Consider the following 16,811-nt stretch of genomic DNA (forward strand, 5'->3'; position numbering starts at 1 on the left):
AGCTCATAAAAAAAAGGCAGCATAAATTAAATAAAGCTGGCATAAACTAATAAAGGTTTGAACAAAATTAAGTATCATACAACACGGATTACTTTGTATGATGCTTTTTCATTCGTGTAAGGAGGAAGAAATGGTAGACATCATTAAGCGTTTTTGTATTGCAGTAGCATTGGGATTATGTATTGGGATTTTATTTCTAGGAACTCAGACAGCAAAAGCAGAAGAAAAAAGGGACTTACTAGAAGTGGAGGATCAAACATTTATCTGGCCTACCGTAGGTGAAATATCAGATACCTTTGGAACAAGAGAAGGGAAACATTTTGGAATTGATATTGCAGCGCTTGAAGGGACACCTGTTGTCTCAGCAGCGAACGGCGTAGTAAGTAAATCGTATGTTTCTGATACATATGGTGAAGTAGTCTTTATTGAACATGATAATGGTTTCGAAACGGTCTATGCTCATTTGCATGACCGGTTTGTTTCAGAGGGACAAGCTATAGAGGGTGGATCACAGCTTGGGACTGTCGGTAATACCGGAAGATCTCAAGGAAATCACTTGCATTTTGAAGTGCATGACGGAAGCTGGAATATTGATAAATCAGAAGCGATAGATCCTTTATTCGTCTTATCTGAAAAAGATTCGGACCGGTATGCAGCCTGGTCATTAGATTCTGCTTATGAAAATGATACAGAAGATTCTGAGGCTGTTTATGTTATGAGTAATCTACCTGGAATGGGAAAAGCGGGTGATCAAGAAAGAAATGTTGTAGGACAACCAGTGAAGATGGTTGAGAGCGGGGACACATTATGGTCGATCAGTCAGCTGTATGATACATCTATTGAAGAGTTAATGGAGTGGAACGGGTTATCTGATGAGTCTATTATAGTAGGTGACTTATTGATTGTTGATCAATAAAGAAGTGACAAGCGTGCTTACGTTAGGCACGCTTATTTATATATGAAGATTTACTTGAAGATTTACTTTATTAAGAGCTCTGTAAAAAGAGAAAAGCATATGATAGAATAATGTCTATGAAACTTGGAAAAGGTAGAAGGTTGTGGACATGAAGGAACGAGTTATAGTTAGTACTGAACTTTTTCAGTGGTTAAATCAACAAACGGATCTAACGTCCAATCAAGTGGATCTTGTAGATGGTTTTGTATTCATGCTTCAAAAAATGAATAAACACGGTTCTATTCGCTTAATAGGTAAACGTAAGGTACATCCAAGGTTTTGGAGGACTCACGATAAGACATTTGGATACAGGCTTATGGGAAAAAAGAAAAAAACACAGATTGCTCTTTTATATCAATTTTATGTAGATGTCGCTTTTGCGGAAGGACTTGTGTTTACAGAGGATGAATCAATACAGCTGACAGACCGGGGGAAGATCTATTTAAAAATGCACCGAGAAGACCAGCTAGAAACGCTATTTCAACATATTTGGTAATGTGTGAAGGTGTCAGAATTTTTGAGAATTTGATACATTTTGCTTTGGGGTTTGATACAATAAAAAGGACTATACATAACTTGTCTGGAGGCTGAAAATGAAGACTGATTATCATAATCACCTGGAAAAAGGTGAACTTACACTTGACTATTTGAAGCAGTTTACCGATCAAGCGAAAGCAAAGGATATCGAACATTTCGGTATTTCTGAACATGCTTATCATTTCTACCAAACAAAAGATATTTTAAGTAATCCATGGGTTGATGCTAGAAGATACTATGACATGGAGGATTATGTTTCTCTTTTTCATCAGGCATGGGATGCCAATATTGATGTGAAAATGTCCATTGAGATGGATTATACTCCCGGAAAGCACCAAGAAATGAAGCATTTTATTGAGCAATATGATTTTGATTACGTGATTGGAAGTATTCACTGGGTTGGAGACTTTGGCATTGACTTAGCTGAGTTTAGAGCCGAGTGGGATAAACGAGATTTATATGATACATATCGAGGGTATTACGACCAAGTTATTACATTAGCTGAGTCAAATTTATTTGATATCGTTGGGCATCTTGATTTGGTGAAGATATTTAAATATGTGCCAGAGGATGAATCGTTCCTGCTTGAGCAGTATGACAGAGCAACGACAGCTTTAGCTAATTCAAAAACATGCGTGGAAATTAGTACTGCGGGGCTTAGAAAGCCGGTAGGAGAGCTGTACCCGGACCCGCGTCTATTGAAGATGTGCTATGACAAGAAGATTCCTATTGTACTGAGCTCTGATGCACATGAACCTGACCATGTCGGGGCTGACTTTGACCAAGCCATTGATTTTGCAAAATCAGCTGGCTATACCTCACTTATGACATTTGAAAAAGGAAAACGAAAAGAAGTTCCTTTAGGATAAGCAAAACGAGATGGCAAGAAGCCATCTCGTTTTTTTGGTCCTTATATTCGTTCGAATCAGATTAGCCTTCGATCTTATCAGCAAACTGAATATCTTCAATTTTGCGTACCGCCTTTAAAACGTCTTCTTCTACTGTTTTATCAACGGTAATCATCATGATGGCTTCGCCGCCTTCTTGCTTACGACCTACTTGCATCGTCGCAATATTTACATCATGTTCGGCTAATAATTGACCAATGCGCCCGATTACCCCTGGTTTATCATTATGCTGGATATATAAAAGGTGGCCTTGTGGAACAAAATCAACATTAAAGCCATTGATGCTTACGATTCTTGCTCCGTATTCTTTGATATATGTTCCTTTAATGTCAAAATGACGGTCTTCACCGTGTACGACAGCATGAATTAAGTTAGAATAACCGAATGTATTTTCAACATGCTTCTCACCATAGGTAATGCCTCTTTCTTTAGCAATAAGAGCTGCATTGACATCATTTACGGCTGCATCTACGCGAGGCTGAAGGAAGCCTGCGATAAGGCTGCGTGTCGTAATTGATGTTTCAAGATCAGTAATATTTCCGCCGTAATACACTTCGATTTCTTGTACCGGTGTTTTCATAACTTGAGATAATAAGTTACCCATGCGCTTCGTTAAGTCATAATAAGGCTGGATTTTTTCATAAATCTCTTTAGATAAAGTAGGCAGGTTAATTGAATTAGTAGCCGGCTGCCCTTCTAAGAAACGGATCACTTCCTCAGAAACTTGTGAGGCTACATTTAACTGTGCTTCTTTTGTAGAAGCTGCAATATGCGGAGTTGCAATGACATTATCAAACTCAAGCAGTTCCTTATCCTGTGCAGGCTCTTCTTCAAATACATCCAGAGCGGCACCAGCAATATGACCGTTGGCTAAATAATGTTTGAGGGCTGATTCATCAATAATTCCGCCTCTGGCACAGTTGATTAAGAAGACACCTTGCTTTGTTTTGGCGATATTCTCCATACCTAGAATACCCTTTGTTTCTTTTGTAAGAGGCGTATGAACAGTGATGATATCTGATTGCGCAAGAACATCATCTAAGCTAGCAGGGGTCACACCGATTTTTTCAGCTCTTGCCTTTGTTAAAAATGGATCAAAAACAAGTAAAGACATTTCAAAAGCGCGAGCTCTCTTAGCAATTTGTGTACCAATACGGCCAAAACCAACGATTCCTAATGTTTTACCGCGAAGCTCAGAGCCTTGGAATGCTTTACGATTCCATTCACCCGCTTTAATAGATGCATTAGCTTGAGGAATTTTACGTAATAATGAGCTAATCATGGCAAATGTGTGTTCAGCTGTAGAAATCGTATTTCCATCTGGTGCATTTACGACAACCACCCCGTGTTTTGTGGCAGCGTCTAAATCAATATTATCAACGCCGACTCCCGCACGAGCGACAATTTTTAGATTAGGCATTTTTTGCAGTAGTTCTTCTGTCACTTTCGTAGCGCTTCTCACGAGCAGAGCGTCGAATTGTGTAAGATCTTCTACCTCATCAACATAGGCTTCTACGCAATGTACATTGGCATTTTCGAGCAAAGGAAGCAACCCTTCTTGACTCATCGCATCAGATACTAAAATGTGATATTTAGCTGTTCTCTCTGTAGTCTTTTCCTTTTCAATCACTGCTTGCTTGTTCATTCTCCACCACTCCCTTAAATTATCCTTATCTAAAAATGATTTATTTGAGCAACATGGTTAGACCATGAAAGCGCTACAACAAAAAGAACCTTCTGCCCACACGAATCGAATCGTGAGGGGCGGAAGGTTCTAACCGCGGTGCCACCCTCATTTATGTGTTAGATATAACACATCTCAGGGGAGAATTATCTCCAAAGATAACGGATCATCCGAGCTGATCTACTCCAGTAGGTTTCAATCAGCCAACTCAGAAGGGCTATCTGAAATGATCCATGTTAGTTCACACCAGCCACTAACTCTCTGTAAAATGGATTCCATTTCTTCATTCTTCATCAACGTTTTATATTTTATCATTCATTTTTATTAAGTCTAAGAAGTCTAATTGTTTGATAATTTATCATATTAAAATCTTTCTGTCAAACCTATTTTGAATGCGAGAGTACTTTTTGAGAGTGCACTTTCTTTTGGACAAAATACGATCAATAGATTCCTCTCCCAAAAGATTCCTCGTCTGCTTCTGATCCATCTAATTATTTCATATGGTAATAACAAGGGGTGATCAGATGGAATACACCGTAAAACAAGGCGATACACTGGCTAAAGTAGCCAATCAATTTGGCATTAGACCATTTGACTTATTGTTATTTAACTCACATCTTACTTCTGAAATCGACTATATCTATCCAGGCCAACTATTACATATTCCAGCCAGGACTGACAACCAAAATGCAGCTGGTAGTAGTTGGGAAGAATACGGACCAAGCGATCTTGAAAAAGATATTCCGTTCTTTCGTTCGATGGGTGCGCGGGTAGAAGTAATTGGTTACTCTGTAATGAAAAAACCAATTTATGCGATTGTTATTGGCAGTGGGAAGAAATCCATTTTTTATTCAGCAGGCTGGCATGCAAATGAGTGGCATACGACGAAATTTTTAGTGCAATTTTTAAAGGAATGCTTAGCAGCTGGTCATAAGAACAAAAAGATGTATGGGTATGATGTTGCAAAATGGTTAAAAGAGGTAAAGTTATTCGCCGTACCGCTTGTTAATCCTGACGGTATTGAACTTGTGATGCAAGGGATCTATGATAAGCATCCTCATTATAATGAAGTATTAAAAATAAATAAGGGGATGACTCGGTTTGAACATTGGTCAAGTAACATTAGAGGGGTGGATCTTAATCACCAGTGGCCTGCCGGGTGGGAGCGAGAAGCAGATGAGAGTCCGCAAATGCCGTGGAGCAGGCATTACAGCGGAACGGCCCCGCTCACTGAACCTGAGGCAAAGGCTGTACACAGACTAACGCTGCGCAATACGTTTAGTTATGTGTTGGCTTTTCACTCACAAGGACAAGTGATTTATTGGGGTTACAGAGGATACGAACCGAAAGAAAGTGAAGACATGGTCAAAAGATTGTCTTTAGCAAGCTCCTATACACCTGTTCATACGGCTGACAGTGATGGAGGGTATAAAGACTGGTTTATACAAGAAACTGGTAGGCCTGGCTTCACGATTGAGGTAGGAGTTGGAGTTAACCCCCTATCAAATCACAGCTATGCTGAAATATGGTCCAATGCCGTTATGCTGGCGTTAGAAGGACTCACTCTCCATACTCTTTATAATGAAAGAAGCAGGCTGCCTTAAAAGGCAGTCTGCTTTAAATGTAATAATGATCCTATTCAAATTTTAGTGCATCGCCATCAAATGATTCATCAGCGACTTTAATTGAATCTGTCGGACAACCTTCTTGAGCATCAATCATATCTTCTTCTAACTCTTCTGGAATTTCAGCCGTTCCTTGGTTATCATCAAGAATAACAAATGCAATGCCTTCATCGTCATAATCATAAATATCTGGAGCAGCGGCGCCACAAGCCCCACATGCGATACAAGTATCTTTGTCGACAATCGTATATTTAGCCATGATGTTCCCTCCATTTTGTTCTATTTATTAAATCCAACTCTAGAATAAGGTTGCAATAGCCTATGCATCTTCCTGATCTAGGGTGATTTGATTTTTGTACTTACCTATTGTAAAGCCGATTGATAAACTTTTCAACCAAATCATTCCTAAACTTTTTCATTTATAAAGTTTTTATGTTCGAATTTATAGTTTTATGATCGATTGAGTATGTTAAATGGTCGTGTTCAAATCATGCTCTTATCATTATTCCCGCAGGTGATGCAAATAGCCCCTAAAGAAAGCGGAAATTTGATACAATCATTATATATTAGAAACGTGCAGCTAATCCGTGAGTAAGGCCTGTGATAGGAGATGAAATGAAACCATGAAAATAAAGCATGTGATTGTTTTAACAGTGTTAAAAAGGTTCAAAGGAGAACGAACGATATATGGAGCCTATCACCTACTTCAGGGCAAAAAATCTGCACAAACGATTCAAGATGGACATTATTATAAACTGCTTCCGTATTTTGGTCTTTTCCCTAAGATAAAACGTGAAGAAATGGACACGATAGCAGCTGCTTGTATGGAGAGTGGGTATCTTAAGCCTTGTGATAAGGATTGTTATCTCGTTACGGAAAAGGGAGATATCGCGATTCGTGATACACAGGCAGAAACACCGATAATTAGACGCTTAAATGGATTTAAATATGGAAGGACAGGCATACTCTTTTGGCAGAGGTTTACGTTGTTTATCCAATCGTTGACACAGCTCCTATCACAGAGTGGATCTTTTATTCCAATCATTCAAGACCGCGCCATTCAAAAGTGGGTCAAGGCACGAATGCCAAACCAAAAAAACAAAAGGATGAATGTACTTCGACAATTACACATAGAGCTTAAGCAGCTATTAGAACGTTTTCCAGATCGTTATGCTCTGTTTATAGTTTTGCAACTGACAACAGAAAAGAAAGTCGGATATACCTCAGCCCAAGCTGCTCATACATGTGGGTTTAATGTGGAGGATGCTTGGATCATTCATCAAGCAATGCTTCATGAAATGCTTGAGGAAATGGAGAAGAATGAAAAAAAATTCCCAGTCTTACAAGTCTTTATTGAAAGAGATTCTAAATCAGCTGGTTGGACAAAGTCTGCTGACCAAACGGCTCGACTCATACAGCAAGGTCATACATTAGACCAAATTGCAACGAAACGAAAATTAAAAAGAAGTACGATAGAAGATCATATTATAGAAATTGCTCTTCAGCAGCCTGATTTTTCAATCAAGCCTTATGTGACTGAAGAAATTAAACATAAAATTTATGCGTTTATGAAGGAGAAAGGATCATCTGTAAAGTTACGGGACATTAAAGAAGCATTAGGTGATGAAGTATCTTACTTTATGATTCGCTTAGTTCTTGCAAGGAAGGAGGAATAATGATGGATCTAGAAAAAGAGCTGTACAGGTGGTTTGGTTATTCTACATTTAGAAGTGGTCAAAAAGAAATTGTAGCTGCCCTAATGGAAAATGAAGACGTATTAGCAGTTCTTCCCACGGGGATGGGGAAATCCATTTGTTATCAGCTTCCTGCTTTATTGAAGGAGGGGGTGACCATCATTGTATCTCCGCTTCTTTCTCTCATGGAGGATCAAGTGCAGCAGCTGCGCTCCATTGGAATTAAGCAAGTAGTAGCAATCAATAGCTTTATGAATCATCTTGAACGTGAAGAAGTATTTCGTTCTTTGTCTACCTATAAATTGATTTATACGTCACCTGAAATGCTCCAATCTGATTACGTCTTACATAAATTGAGAAAACTGCAGATCTCATTATTTATTGTTGATGAAGCACACTGTATTTCTCAGTGGGGACATGAATTTAGAAGTGATTATTTACGCTTAGCACAAGTAAGAGAGAAATTATCCAATCCACCTTGCTTAGCAATTACAGCCACAGCTACACCTTATGTACAAAAAGATATTTGCTCGTATTTACAAATGAGTCAACCTAAATCATTTATTCATTCTGTCAACCGGCCGAATATTGCGGTCCAAGTAGAACAATACTTATCAACAGAAGAGAAGATGGAACGGTTACTTGAGCTGACATCAAAACTAAAAGGACCTGGTATGGTTTATTTTTCGAGCAGGCTGTGGAGTGAGGCAGCAGCTAGAAAACTACAAGAACGAGGCATTCAAGGTGTCAATTTTTATCATGGCGGGATGACAAATGATGATCGGCTTTTAATCCAACAGCAATTCATGCAAGGGGAACTTTCAATTATATGCTGTACAAGTGCATTTGGCATGGGAATTAATAAAGATAATATCCGGTACGTCATCCATTTTCACTATCCAACTCAAATGGAATCATATGTACAAGAAATAGGACGTGCAGGGCGTGATGGGGAGAAAAGTATTGCGATTACCCTATTTAGTGAAGAGGACCGCGGGCTTGCAAGACTGCTTTCAAAGCGAGAACAATTAGATAACGAGCAAATAGTGCAGCTGCTTCTTGCACTCAGCCAAATGGAAGTAATGGATGAGAAGGCAGAGACTGAACTTTGTGCCAAGCTTGGGTGCAGCGAAACAGCATGGAAAAATGTAAAAGTTTCATTAGAGGAAATGAACGTTTTAAAGGGTACCATGGTTCAACGGTTCTCAATCGATGCTGTTTCTACCATGTTAGCTGATTCATTTTTAAAATATCAAATCAATAAACAAAAACATTTATCTCAGTTTGAGACCTGGATGCACAGTAAAACGTGCAGGCGAAATGGGGTGTTGGACTATTTTGAAGAAGAAGAAAAACAGATTCAAACAGAAAATTGCTGTGATATTTGTGGGTTAACGCTTGAAACGTATTATTTAAAAGAACAACTACATCATTATAATCAGCATGATGCGAAAAATTGGCAAGAGGAGCTGTCTATCAGGTTGTTCGGCAAGACAGGGGAATTATATGAATGAGAATGAACGAAAAATAGAGCATTTAAGTGATAAAGAAATTTTAGCTAGCTTATATGGCTCACAAGCGGCCATGCTCTTAATTGGTTTGACAGGGGCTTACTTTGTTTTTGATGATCTATCCATGTTCCTGCAGTTACTTTCATTTACTTGGTATGAAACGATCGTAATAGGGGGCAGCTTTGCTCTGATTGTCGTTGGTGTTGATCTTTTAATGTACCGCTTTATTCCTTATCGTCATCTTGACGATGGCGGGATAAATGAACGAGTTTTTAAAGGGCGCAGTGTACTTCATATGATTATTTTATGTATGGTCATTGCTGTAGTAGAAGAACTTTTATTTAGAGCGGTTTTACAAACAGCCTTCGGTTTAATTGCTGCAAGCATTATTTTTGCCCTTGTTCATGTGCGGTATTTAAAGAAACCAATCTTGTTTTCATTTGTATTGTTAGTTAGTTTTTCTCTGGGGCTTCTATTTGAATATACAAATAACCTTACTGTAACGATTTTTGCTCATTTTTTAATTGATTTTTTATTTGGGTTATTTTTAAGAAAAAAATCAAGAAAATAGGGAAATAAGATTCATTAAAAAAAGCAGTGGATGACCGATACTATAAGTGAGGTGAAACGGTATGAGTGAAGCACAGCGGGACTACAAGGACCAAGCAGAGCCTTTGAGAAAACAAATGTCAAGAGTTGAGAGTCGAACGGAGCGTAAGGAAGGAGAGCTTCCTTCTAGAAAAGACGTACATCGGCACAGGAAAAAGAAAAAACGCGGCATCCAGATGACATTTCCGCTTGTACGATTATTATTAATGACTTTTATTCTCATTGTTTTACTACTGATTTTTTCACCTTACTGGTTAAATCTTTAAGCAAATCGTTCTAGTTTTCTACCCTCTTCATATTTTCTAGTAAAGGGGGCCAAGCGTATGACAGGTATGAAACAATGGAATATACATCCTGATGCTCTTACAAATGTTAGTAAAGTGATGCTTGAAGAAATGATTGCACGAAAAGAAAAATGGGAAAAGCTGAATAAAGCCAAAAATCATTGGAGTTTATTTACGTTATTATCGCTTGGACTTTTTTTGCTGTTTGGTGCTCAAGTTTTAAGAGGGAGCAGCGGGCTTCATTTTAGTTCAAACTTTTTATCTATATTAGTAGGCAACACGATTCTCCTTTTGCTTATCCTTTTATTTATAGTAGGGATTGTGCAGGTTAAGTTATTATCGAAAAAAGCAACTAAAGCAGAAATCGAATTTGAAGCTTTGCGAGAAGAGTGTATTGAGCGCTCAAGTGAACTTTGGGAGAAAGATCAAAGCTGGCAGCATAGGGAATCTGTTTTTACTTATATGAAAACAGAACACGATATCAACCTATATCATAAATAATAAAAACCACTTCGTCATTCAGGGAGCAAGCTGAATGGCGGAGTGGTTTTATCTTTATCCTAGGCAGATAAATGTGGATGGCCAAAAAACATATGGTTCTCACGACAGTAAGATCTGCCGCTTACATAAATAAAATGGTCCGTATACATTTCAATTTTGCCAAAGGCAAGTGTTGTTCCTTGTCTTGAGCAATACACTTCAACTGGAAGGCCGATACGCTGGTTAAAAGCCAAGTCTTGGTTGGTTACGAGTGATTTGTCTGTCAGCTTAGTTAAAAACATACACTCACACCTTTCTTATTTATTAATGTAAGCGCTTTCTAAATCTCTGTGTCTTCAGTATAACGTAATTAATCTGAATATTCAATCTGTTAGTGAAGGAATCTTACAAAAGAATTTTGACAGAAAAGCTAAAAAATCGACGAAAAAAATTCATTCATTTTACCCATTTTTATTGTATTCAATGTTCGTGAGATTGTCACAAATCGATTCTAGATCAACAAACAAGCTATGTTACGATTAGTTTACAAATTATCAAAAAGAAACATCTTCATATGGGGAGTGTTGACTAATGACATTAGTACAATTAGTAGCTGTTTTAGGTTTCGGAATTATGGCAATGGTTCTTGCTGTAGTAATGGCAATTGGACTTCTTAAAGTTTCCGAGTACTCTGAGTAATTTTAGAGCAACTGAAGTAAGGCAATTTAACATGAGACCAAACTGGTATCCAATCGGGTATCAGTTTTTTATTTTTCTAAACTGTTATAATTTGAGAATATCCTATGAAAAATCGGAATATTTAGGATAATAGGTTTTCATTTCGCCCTACGAAATGTACAATAGATATGTGCAATGGAAAAGAAAAGGAGTGCTGATAGATGATTGATCAATTACATAAAACACTGGAAACGTATTATCCGGAAATGGTTGAATTAAGAAGAACGCTTCACCAACATCCTGAGCTCTCTTTTGAAGAGGAACAAACGCCAGCTATGATTGCGGATTACCTTGAGAAACTAGGGGTAGAAGTAAAAAGAAATGTAGGCGGACGAGGGGTTGTTGGCTACATTAGAGGGGCAAAGCCTGGAAAAACAGTAGCACTGCGTGCAGACTTTGATGCTCTTCCTATTCAAGAGGAAACAGGGCTTCCGTTTGCTTCCGAGACTCCTGGTGTGATGCATGCATGCGGTCACGATGGCCACACAGCTACCCTTTTAGTTGTTGCGAAAGTGTTAATGGAAAATCAACAAAACTTAGAAGGTACGGTCGTCCTTATTCATCAATTTGCTGAAGAGCTTGCCCCAGGTGGTGCTATTGCTATGATTAGTGATGGCTGCTTAGAAGGTGTAGATGCCATTTTTGGTACGCACTTATGGTCCACAATGCCGCTCGGAGAAATTGGATATAGAAGAGATGCCATCATGGCAGCAGCTGATCGTTTTGAGATTGATTTTAAAGGCAGAGGGGGACACGGGGCTTCCCCTCATGAAACGGTAGATGCCATTGCAGTTGGTACCTCAGTTGTTCAAAACCTGCAGCATATCGTGAGCAGAAATGTTGATCCATTAAAATCTGCTGTTTTAAGTGTCGGGTCTTTCCATGCTGGCGGAGCATTTAATGTTATTGCTGATAGTGCTAAGATTGTCGGGACGGTTAGAACGTTCGAAACTGATGTACAAGATATGATGATTGAACGTATGGAGCAGGTGACAAAGGGAGTATGTGACGCCATGGGAGCAACATATGATTTCTTGTACAAAAAAGGCTATCCAGCGGTTATTAATGACCCGTTTGAAACAGATCGCTTTGTCGGGACAGCTACGAAATTACAAGGGGAAGACCTTGTCAAAGAGATGGCGCCAGTTATGGGGGGAGAGGATTTTGCTTATTACTTGCAGCATGTTCCTGGTACATTCTTCTTTACTGGGGCAGGCAACGTAGAAAAAGGAATTGTTTATCCGCATCACCATCCGAAATTTGATTTTGATGAATCTGCTATGCTTGTTGCTGCGAAACTTTTATTGAGTGTTGCATTAGATTTCCTTTCTGATAAAAATCCTTCTCTACTAAAAACTCAATCAAAAGAAGCCGATGCAACCTCGTAAGTTATTGGTCTTTAAATGCGCTTATCTTAGGATGAGCGTGTTTTTTTATGAAACCTTTTAAATGTGACTGTCGTTTTATGGATGTCATGTTAAAAAATCTAACTAACCATAAATTGCTTACCAGCATTAAATGAAATAAAAACAGTGAGACCAACTTCGGGGGTAGTCGCAATGGAAGAACAATTGATCATGCGTGCAAAGAAAGGGGACGACGAAGCTTTCCAACGATTAATTGAAATGCATATAAAGACCGTTGAGAAGTTCGCGTTCCAGCTTGGAGCAAAGGAATCGAGTGTGGAGGATATCACACAAGAAGTGTTTATTAAAGTCTATCGATTCTTATCTAAGCATACGAGAGGTAAATTTACTACTTGGCTTTATACGATTACATTAAATGTAGTCAGGGACCAATATAGAACAGAGACAAGGCATTCTAAAAGAGTAAAGGCGATGCAGGATGAGGGGGAGGCATCGGTTTATGTAGAAACTTTTTATGACGATGAAACAAAAGCACTGCATGAACAAATTCAATCCCTAGATGAAAAATATAAAGTTCCTATCATTTTGCATTACTTTCATGACCTGACCTATGCAGAAATTGCAGATGTTTTAAAGGTATCGGAAGGGGCCATAAAAACGAGAATGATGCGAGCTAAAAAGCAATTAAAAGAAAAGCTTGAAAAAGTAGGTGAAAGACAATGAATGATCAACAGTTTGAAAATCAAATGAAAAAATTAAAAAAGCAATATGATCAAATACCTCAAAAGACTTCAAGTGATCATATCATGTCTCAAATTAAAAAGGGGAATCAGCCTCGCCGGGCTACCTTTTTTCCTCGTTGGCAAGTGGCGGCGTTAATGTTTTTAGCTGCTGGAATAGGTGCTATTCTCCTATCAGGCGGTTTTTTTACAGACCAGGGTAATCAAATAGCCATTAGTGATGAGGAAATCAACGAGGAATCTAACGGGGACGGCGAAGCGAATTTTTTAATCGAGGAAGAAGCTGCCGAAGAGGGTGGAACGGATAAAGACGAGGTCACAACCTATGAAGAACCTGCTGGAGAAAATGTGACAGCACCAAGGTCGTCATTTGAACGAATTGATATTGGTGAAACGAGAGAAGAAACAGTTATGCGAGAAGGACAAGAAGATACTATCGTAGTTAAAGAATTTACAGATACCGAACTTGGTTTTTCCTCCGTTGTAGACGAACAATTTGATGTAGAAATAAATTCTGACGAAGAAAAAGGAATTCAAATCGTAGCCAATTATGGCAATGGTCGGATAGAACCGGCATTTTTATCGATCACTCCAGTTGACGTGGGCAGTGTAGATGAAATTTCAGAAGAGTGGGATCTAGAAATGAGTCATAACGGATTTGCTTTAGAAGATAATGAAACAGATTGGGTCAATTCAAGGAATGACCAATTAAATGTGATGGAGGAGCGTTTCTACATTGGTGAATATGAATCTAAGCGATATGCATTACTATCTAACGATGATCATTACTATACCATCGAGATCTATACGTTTGGAGAATATTCCGAAGGCCTTCAAGTACGTGCAGGACAGGTGATAGAGCACTTTGAGTGGACCCCTTAAACGCAGGGGCAATAAGGTCACAAAAAATGCTCTCAATAATTGTTGATTTCCGCTGCAGGCACACGCTTTCCGCGGGTGCCTGCAGCGAGGTCAACGGAGGAAGGGTTTTGTTAAGCTGCTCTCTCATTAAAAGCAAACTTTCAGGCCTTAGAAAGTGAAGCGGGATGAAAGCAATTATACTTGAGCCTCAAGTGAACTAAATCATAACAAAAGTATCCCACATTAGCCCGAGGAAGCTCACTAGCTCCCCGCGAAAAGCGAGTTTATTTCAGAAGCGGCAATCCTCCTCTTACTTGCGTTTATTTTCAAGAGTTAAACTTCAGTTTATTTTTCCTCATATCTTTGTGTAAATCCCATACTATGTTTTTAAAAGAAGTAAAAGACATGAAGGAGAAATAGACGTGGATCCTTATTTTATCTTTAAGAAATGTCTACTTTTATTAACCGCATATGGCGGTATTTTAACCTCATTCAAGCTTTTTCCTCACCCTAGAGGGTTTGGGCTAGGGGAGCTGATCGGCGCTGTTCTTTTTTCTCCCTTTCAAATGCTTGCCGCCTCTTTGGCATTTGTTGCGGGATTTTTAGCCTATTCGCTGTTTGTTCAAGATTTACTAAAAACCCTCTTTCAAATGCCGCGTTATTCCGTGAATCACAACATACGCATTTTATTTCTTGTTTTAGCCTTTTTATCGATTGCACATCTTATGTACACCAGCTGGGTTCCTGCCCTCTGTGCTCTAATTTTGGCAAGCTTATATGGTATAATGGATGTTAATTTGCAAAAAGTTGATTAAGAAACACAAGATGTGAGAAAGTAGGAAAATGCATGTTTTACCTATACTTGTTCATAGCAGCAGGAGTGTTGCTGCTGTTTTATATGTTTATAGAAGCATTTCGTAATCGTTTAATACATCATCCTCTAACATTTGAGGAGCTGCCAGAAGGACTTAATTCTTTTCGTATCTTTTTTATTTCTGATATCCATAAAAGGCGGGTGTCAGAAAGACTAATAAACAAACTTACAAAGCCGGTTGATATAGTCATTATCGGAGGCGATCTGCTAGAGGCAGGAGTAAAACAAGAAAGACTTGAAGAAAATTTACGCCAGTTAACAAAACTAGCTCCTGTTTATTTTGTTTGGGGAAATAATGACGAGGAAGTAAATAAACAGAGGCTAGAAACGACTCTCCTTCGTCATGGAGTGACGATTTTAAGCCAATCACGCGAAATAATCACTAAATCAGAATCGAGGATCCAATTAATTGGTATTGATGAAGAGTATGAGCAGCTAGATCAAAGAGAGATTAATAATGAAATGTTCACTGTGTTAATCAGTCATTACCCAGACATTATAAGAGAAGCATCCTCTATGCTCTCTCCTGAACTTTCTTTAAGTGGACATACCCACGGGGGGCAGATCCGACTAATCAGGTTTGGTATAGCTGAGCTGGGCGGTATGAAAAGAGAAAACGGAGGGTGGCATTTAATTAGTAATGGATACGGGACTACTAAACTGCCGCTTAGGCTTGGAGCGCCTCAACAAACACATATAATTGAAATAAAGAAATAGGATGAAAGAAAATAAATAAATGATATAACTTACAATTTAAATGAACACATTATACAAATGATTGTACAAAGTTTACACAGAGGGCTTCATTCGCTATACTAAGCTAAAAAGCACCACTTTAAGGCAAAGGTTGTATTCAAAGTGTATTCAATGATCGCATGAAAAGTATGGAGTAAGATACGAAGGCAAGGTTCTCTAAAGCAAGTCTTACATCAAAGATCTAAAATACGGAGCTTGTGCAACTTGTATAGGGGGAGAGAATATGGCTTCTAATGAAGGGAAATACAATATAAAAGCAATTTCAACCATGTTAGGGATACAACCAGGAACGTTAAGAGCTTGGGAGCGAAGGTATCAAATTATTGAACCAATACGTAATTCGGCAGGCCATCGTTTGTATTCAGATGAACATGTTGCCATCTTGCGGTGGTTAATTGATAAAGTAAATAAAGGTTTTACAATCGGACAAGCTGTCGGATTATTTGAGAAAGGTAATATTGGGATGCCACAGCAAGAAAGCAGTGAGCATCAAGACTACTCAATACAATTATCAGATGAGATTCTTCAAGCTTTGCTTTCTTTTGAAGAAACAAAAGCACATCAGCTCCTAAACCAAGCGTTCAGCATGTTTAGTATTGATAAGGTGACCATTGATATCCTTGGAACGTTGCTTGTGAAAGTAGGGTATATGTGGGAGAATAATGAAATTTCGACTGCTCACGAGCATTTTGTCACTTCTTTTCTACGCACAAAAATCGGTAATATTTTTCACGGGCTGCCTGTTGATGGGTTCTTGCCGAAAGTAGTAGCAGTGTGTGGACCTAATGAAACTCATGAGCTTGGCTTGTTGATCTTTACTTTGTTTTTAAGACGTAAAGGATTTGAGGTCATTTATTTAGGGGCAGGTATACCAAATGATGATGTAGAAATGGTGTTGCGTGAAGTGAATGCTAAAATGTTTTTCACTTCTTGTACAATTTCTGCTAATGCTAGAGCGACAATAGAGTTAATTGAACATCTAAAAGAGGTGTTTCCACATTTAATTATTGGCACGGGCGGATATGCCTTTGATGAGTTAGAGGATGAAAAACAAGAAGTGTTAGAGCCGCATCTTGTCGGTAAGACGAAGACTGAATGGGAAAACTGGCTAAAAAACAACCTTAAATAAATAATTAGGTTTGTTTCACAGGCGTGTTTGCGAACCTTCTGTAACGTCCTCACATACCG

At 38.6% G+C, this 16,811-nt stretch carries 18 protein-coding genes and 1 other annotated feature; of the genes, 15 read left to right on the forward strand and 3 right to left on the reverse strand.

The window, feature by feature from the left end; all coding sequences use genetic code 11:
• Nucleotides 1-130 precede the first annotated feature (130 nt).
• The 3 genes from BPOF4_RS07250 (at nucleotide 131) to BPOF4_RS07260 (ending at nucleotide 2,361) form a co-directional block, all read left to right on the forward strand.
• On the forward strand, nucleotides 131-916 hold the full coding sequence (locus BPOF4_RS07250) for a peptidoglycan DD-metalloendopeptidase family protein (protein ID WP_012958444.1): 786 nt from the start codon (nucleotides 131-133) through the stop codon (nucleotides 914-916).
• 148 nt (nucleotides 917-1,064) lie between these two features.
• Nucleotides 1,065-1,451, forward strand: coding sequence for a hypothetical protein (locus tag BPOF4_RS07255; RefSeq protein ID WP_012958445.1), 387 nt, complete (start codon nucleotides 1,065-1,067; stop codon nucleotides 1,449-1,451).
• Nucleotides 1,452-1,548: 97 nt separating this feature from the next.
• A complete protein-coding gene (locus tag BPOF4_RS07260; RefSeq protein ID WP_012958446.1) occupies nucleotides 1,549-2,361 on the forward strand; it encodes a histidinol-phosphatase in 813 nt (270 codons plus the stop codon).
• A gap of 61 nt (nucleotides 2,362-2,422) precedes the next feature.
• On the opposite strand, the gene serA is transcribed toward BPOF4_RS07260, so the two are convergent.
• Nucleotides 2,423-4,045, reverse strand: coding sequence for a phosphoglycerate dehydrogenase (serA, locus tag BPOF4_RS07265; RefSeq protein WP_012958447.1), 1,623 nt, complete (start codon nucleotides 4,043-4,045; stop codon nucleotides 2,423-2,425).
• A 112-nt stretch (nucleotides 4,046-4,157) separates the two neighbouring features.
• Nucleotides 4,158-4,390, reverse strand: a binding site (T-box leader).
• A gap of 218 nt (nucleotides 4,391-4,608) precedes the next feature.
• Here serA and BPOF4_RS07270 point away from each other — a divergent pair.
• Complete coding sequence (locus tag BPOF4_RS07270; protein ID WP_012958448.1) at nucleotides 4,609-5,688, forward strand: M14 family metallopeptidase; 1,080 nt, start codon at nucleotides 4,609-4,611, stop codon at nucleotides 5,686-5,688.
• A 31-nt stretch (nucleotides 5,689-5,719) separates the two neighbouring features.
• Here the strand turns inward: BPOF4_RS07270 and BPOF4_RS07275 are convergent, their stop codons facing one another.
• Complete coding sequence (locus tag BPOF4_RS07275) at nucleotides 5,720-5,968, reverse strand: ferredoxin (protein ID WP_012958449.1); 249 nt, start codon at nucleotides 5,966-5,968, stop codon at nucleotides 5,720-5,722.
• Between the two features lie 364 nt (nucleotides 5,969-6,332).
• On the opposite strand from BPOF4_RS07275, the gene BPOF4_RS07280 reads away from it, so the two are divergent.
• The 5 genes from BPOF4_RS07280 (at nucleotide 6,333) to BPOF4_RS21170 (ending at nucleotide 10,308) form a co-directional block, all read left to right on the forward strand.
• On the forward strand, nucleotides 6,333-7,385 hold the full coding sequence (locus tag BPOF4_RS07280) for a YpbB family protein (protein WP_012958450.1): 1,053 nt from the start codon (nucleotides 6,333-6,335) through the stop codon (nucleotides 7,383-7,385).
• Nucleotides 7,385-8,917: a RecQ family ATP-dependent DNA helicase gene (locus BPOF4_RS07285; protein ID WP_238446489.1), complete on the forward strand. Its 1,533-nt coding sequence runs from the start codon at nucleotides 7,385-7,387 to the stop codon at nucleotides 8,915-8,917. The genes BPOF4_RS07280 and BPOF4_RS07285 overlap by 1 nt, the downstream gene beginning before the upstream one ends.
• Nucleotides 8,910-9,485, forward strand: coding sequence for a CPBP family intramembrane glutamic endopeptidase (locus BPOF4_RS07290; protein ID WP_012958452.1), 576 nt, complete (start codon nucleotides 8,910-8,912; stop codon nucleotides 9,483-9,485). Before BPOF4_RS07285 ends, BPOF4_RS07290 begins: the two co-directional genes overlap by 8 nt.
• Before the next feature lie 61 nt (nucleotides 9,486-9,546).
• Nucleotides 9,547-9,789: a hypothetical protein gene (locus tag BPOF4_RS07295; RefSeq protein ID WP_012958453.1), complete on the forward strand. Its 243-nt coding sequence runs from the start codon at nucleotides 9,547-9,549 to the stop codon at nucleotides 9,787-9,789.
• Nucleotides 9,790-9,846: 57 nt separating this feature from the next.
• Nucleotides 9,847-10,308: a YpbF family protein gene (locus BPOF4_RS21170; RefSeq protein WP_012958454.1), complete on the forward strand. Its 462-nt coding sequence runs from the start codon at nucleotides 9,847-9,849 to the stop codon at nucleotides 10,306-10,308.
• 59 nt (nucleotides 10,309-10,367) lie between these two features.
• Here BPOF4_RS21170 and BPOF4_RS07305 read toward each other — a convergent pair whose 3' ends face one another.
• Complete coding sequence (locus tag BPOF4_RS07305; protein ID WP_012958455.1) at nucleotides 10,368-10,589, reverse strand: hypothetical protein; 222 nt, start codon at nucleotides 10,587-10,589, stop codon at nucleotides 10,368-10,370.
• 597 nt (nucleotides 10,590-11,186) lie between these two features.
• Here BPOF4_RS07305 and BPOF4_RS07310 point away from each other — a divergent pair.
• The 6 genes from BPOF4_RS07310 (at nucleotide 11,187) to BPOF4_RS07335 (ending at nucleotide 16,752) form a co-directional block, all read left to right on the forward strand.
• On the forward strand, nucleotides 11,187-12,413 hold the full coding sequence (locus BPOF4_RS07310) for a M20 family metallopeptidase (RefSeq protein ID WP_012958457.1): 1,227 nt from the start codon (nucleotides 11,187-11,189) through the stop codon (nucleotides 12,411-12,413).
• 171 nt (nucleotides 12,414-12,584) lie between these two features.
• Nucleotides 12,585-13,115 (forward strand): RNA polymerase sigma factor, encoded by a 531-nt coding sequence (locus BPOF4_RS07315; RefSeq protein WP_012958458.1) that lies wholly within the window; start codon nucleotides 12,585-12,587, stop codon nucleotides 13,113-13,115.
• Nucleotides 13,112-14,014, forward strand: coding sequence for a hypothetical protein (locus tag BPOF4_RS07320; protein ID WP_012958459.1), 903 nt, complete (start codon nucleotides 13,112-13,114; stop codon nucleotides 14,012-14,014). Before BPOF4_RS07315 ends, BPOF4_RS07320 begins: the two co-directional genes overlap by 4 nt.
• Nucleotides 14,015-14,415: 401 nt before the next feature.
• Complete coding sequence (locus BPOF4_RS07325; RefSeq protein WP_012958460.1) at nucleotides 14,416-14,808, forward strand: hypothetical protein; 393 nt, start codon at nucleotides 14,416-14,418, stop codon at nucleotides 14,806-14,808.
• A gap of 32 nt (nucleotides 14,809-14,840) precedes the next feature.
• Complete coding sequence (locus BPOF4_RS07330; protein ID WP_012958461.1) at nucleotides 14,841-15,584, forward strand: metallophosphoesterase; 744 nt, start codon at nucleotides 14,841-14,843, stop codon at nucleotides 15,582-15,584.
• Nucleotides 15,585-15,846: 262 nt separating this feature from the next.
• Nucleotides 15,847-16,752, forward strand: a complete 906-nt coding sequence (locus tag BPOF4_RS07335) for a MerR family transcriptional regulator (protein ID WP_012958462.1) — start codon at nucleotides 15,847-15,849, stop codon at nucleotides 16,750-16,752.
• Nucleotides 16,753-16,811 lie beyond the last annotated feature (59 nt).

Source organism: Alkalihalophilus pseudofirmus OF4, assembly GCF_000005825.2.
Lineage (GTDB): Bacteria > Bacillota > Bacilli > Bacillales > Bacillaceae_D > Alkalihalophilus > Alkalihalophilus pseudofirmus.

Coding starts and splice junctions, on each gene's coding strand:
- BPOF4_RS07250 (WP_012958444.1), top strand. CDS start 131: ATGGTAGACATCATTAAGCGTTTTTGTATTGCAGTAGCATTGGGATTA.
- BPOF4_RS07255 (WP_012958445.1), top strand. CDS start 1,065: ATGAAGGAACGAGTTATAGTTAGTACTGAACTTTTTCAGTGGTTAAAT.
- BPOF4_RS07260 (WP_012958446.1), top strand. CDS start 1,549: ATGAAGACTGATTATCATAATCACCTGGAAAAAGGTGAACTTACACTT.
- serA (WP_012958447.1), bottom strand. CDS start 4,045: ATGAACAAGCAAGCAGTGATTGAAAAGGAAAAGACTACAGAGAGAACA.
- BPOF4_RS07270 (WP_012958448.1), top strand. CDS start 4,609: ATGGAATACACCGTAAAACAAGGCGATACACTGGCTAAAGTAGCCAAT.
- BPOF4_RS07275 (WP_012958449.1), bottom strand. CDS start 5,968: ATGGCTAAATATACGATTGTCGACAAAGATACTTGTATCGCATGTGGG.
- BPOF4_RS07280 (WP_012958450.1), top strand. CDS start 6,333: ATGAAAATAAAGCATGTGATTGTTTTAACAGTGTTAAAAAGGTTCAAA.
- BPOF4_RS07285 (WP_238446489.1), top strand. CDS start 7,385: ATGATGGATCTAGAAAAAGAGCTGTACAGGTGGTTTGGTTATTCTACA.
- BPOF4_RS07290 (WP_012958452.1), top strand. CDS start 8,910: ATGAATGAGAATGAACGAAAAATAGAGCATTTAAGTGATAAAGAAATT.
- BPOF4_RS07295 (WP_012958453.1), top strand. CDS start 9,547: ATGAGTGAAGCACAGCGGGACTACAAGGACCAAGCAGAGCCTTTGAGA.
- BPOF4_RS21170 (WP_012958454.1), top strand. CDS start 9,847: ATGACAGGTATGAAACAATGGAATATACATCCTGATGCTCTTACAAAT.
- BPOF4_RS07305 (WP_012958455.1), bottom strand. CDS start 10,589: ATGTTTTTAACTAAGCTGACAGACAAATCACTCGTAACCAACCAAGAC.
- BPOF4_RS07310 (WP_012958457.1), top strand. CDS start 11,187: ATGATTGATCAATTACATAAAACACTGGAAACGTATTATCCGGAAATG.
- BPOF4_RS07315 (WP_012958458.1), top strand. CDS start 12,585: ATGGAAGAACAATTGATCATGCGTGCAAAGAAAGGGGACGACGAAGCT.
- BPOF4_RS07320 (WP_012958459.1), top strand. CDS start 13,112: ATGAATGATCAACAGTTTGAAAATCAAATGAAAAAATTAAAAAAGCAA.
- BPOF4_RS07330 (WP_012958461.1), top strand. CDS start 14,841: ATGTTTTACCTATACTTGTTCATAGCAGCAGGAGTGTTGCTGCTGTTT.
- BPOF4_RS07335 (WP_012958462.1), top strand. CDS start 15,847: ATGGCTTCTAATGAAGGGAAATACAATATAAAAGCAATTTCAACCATG.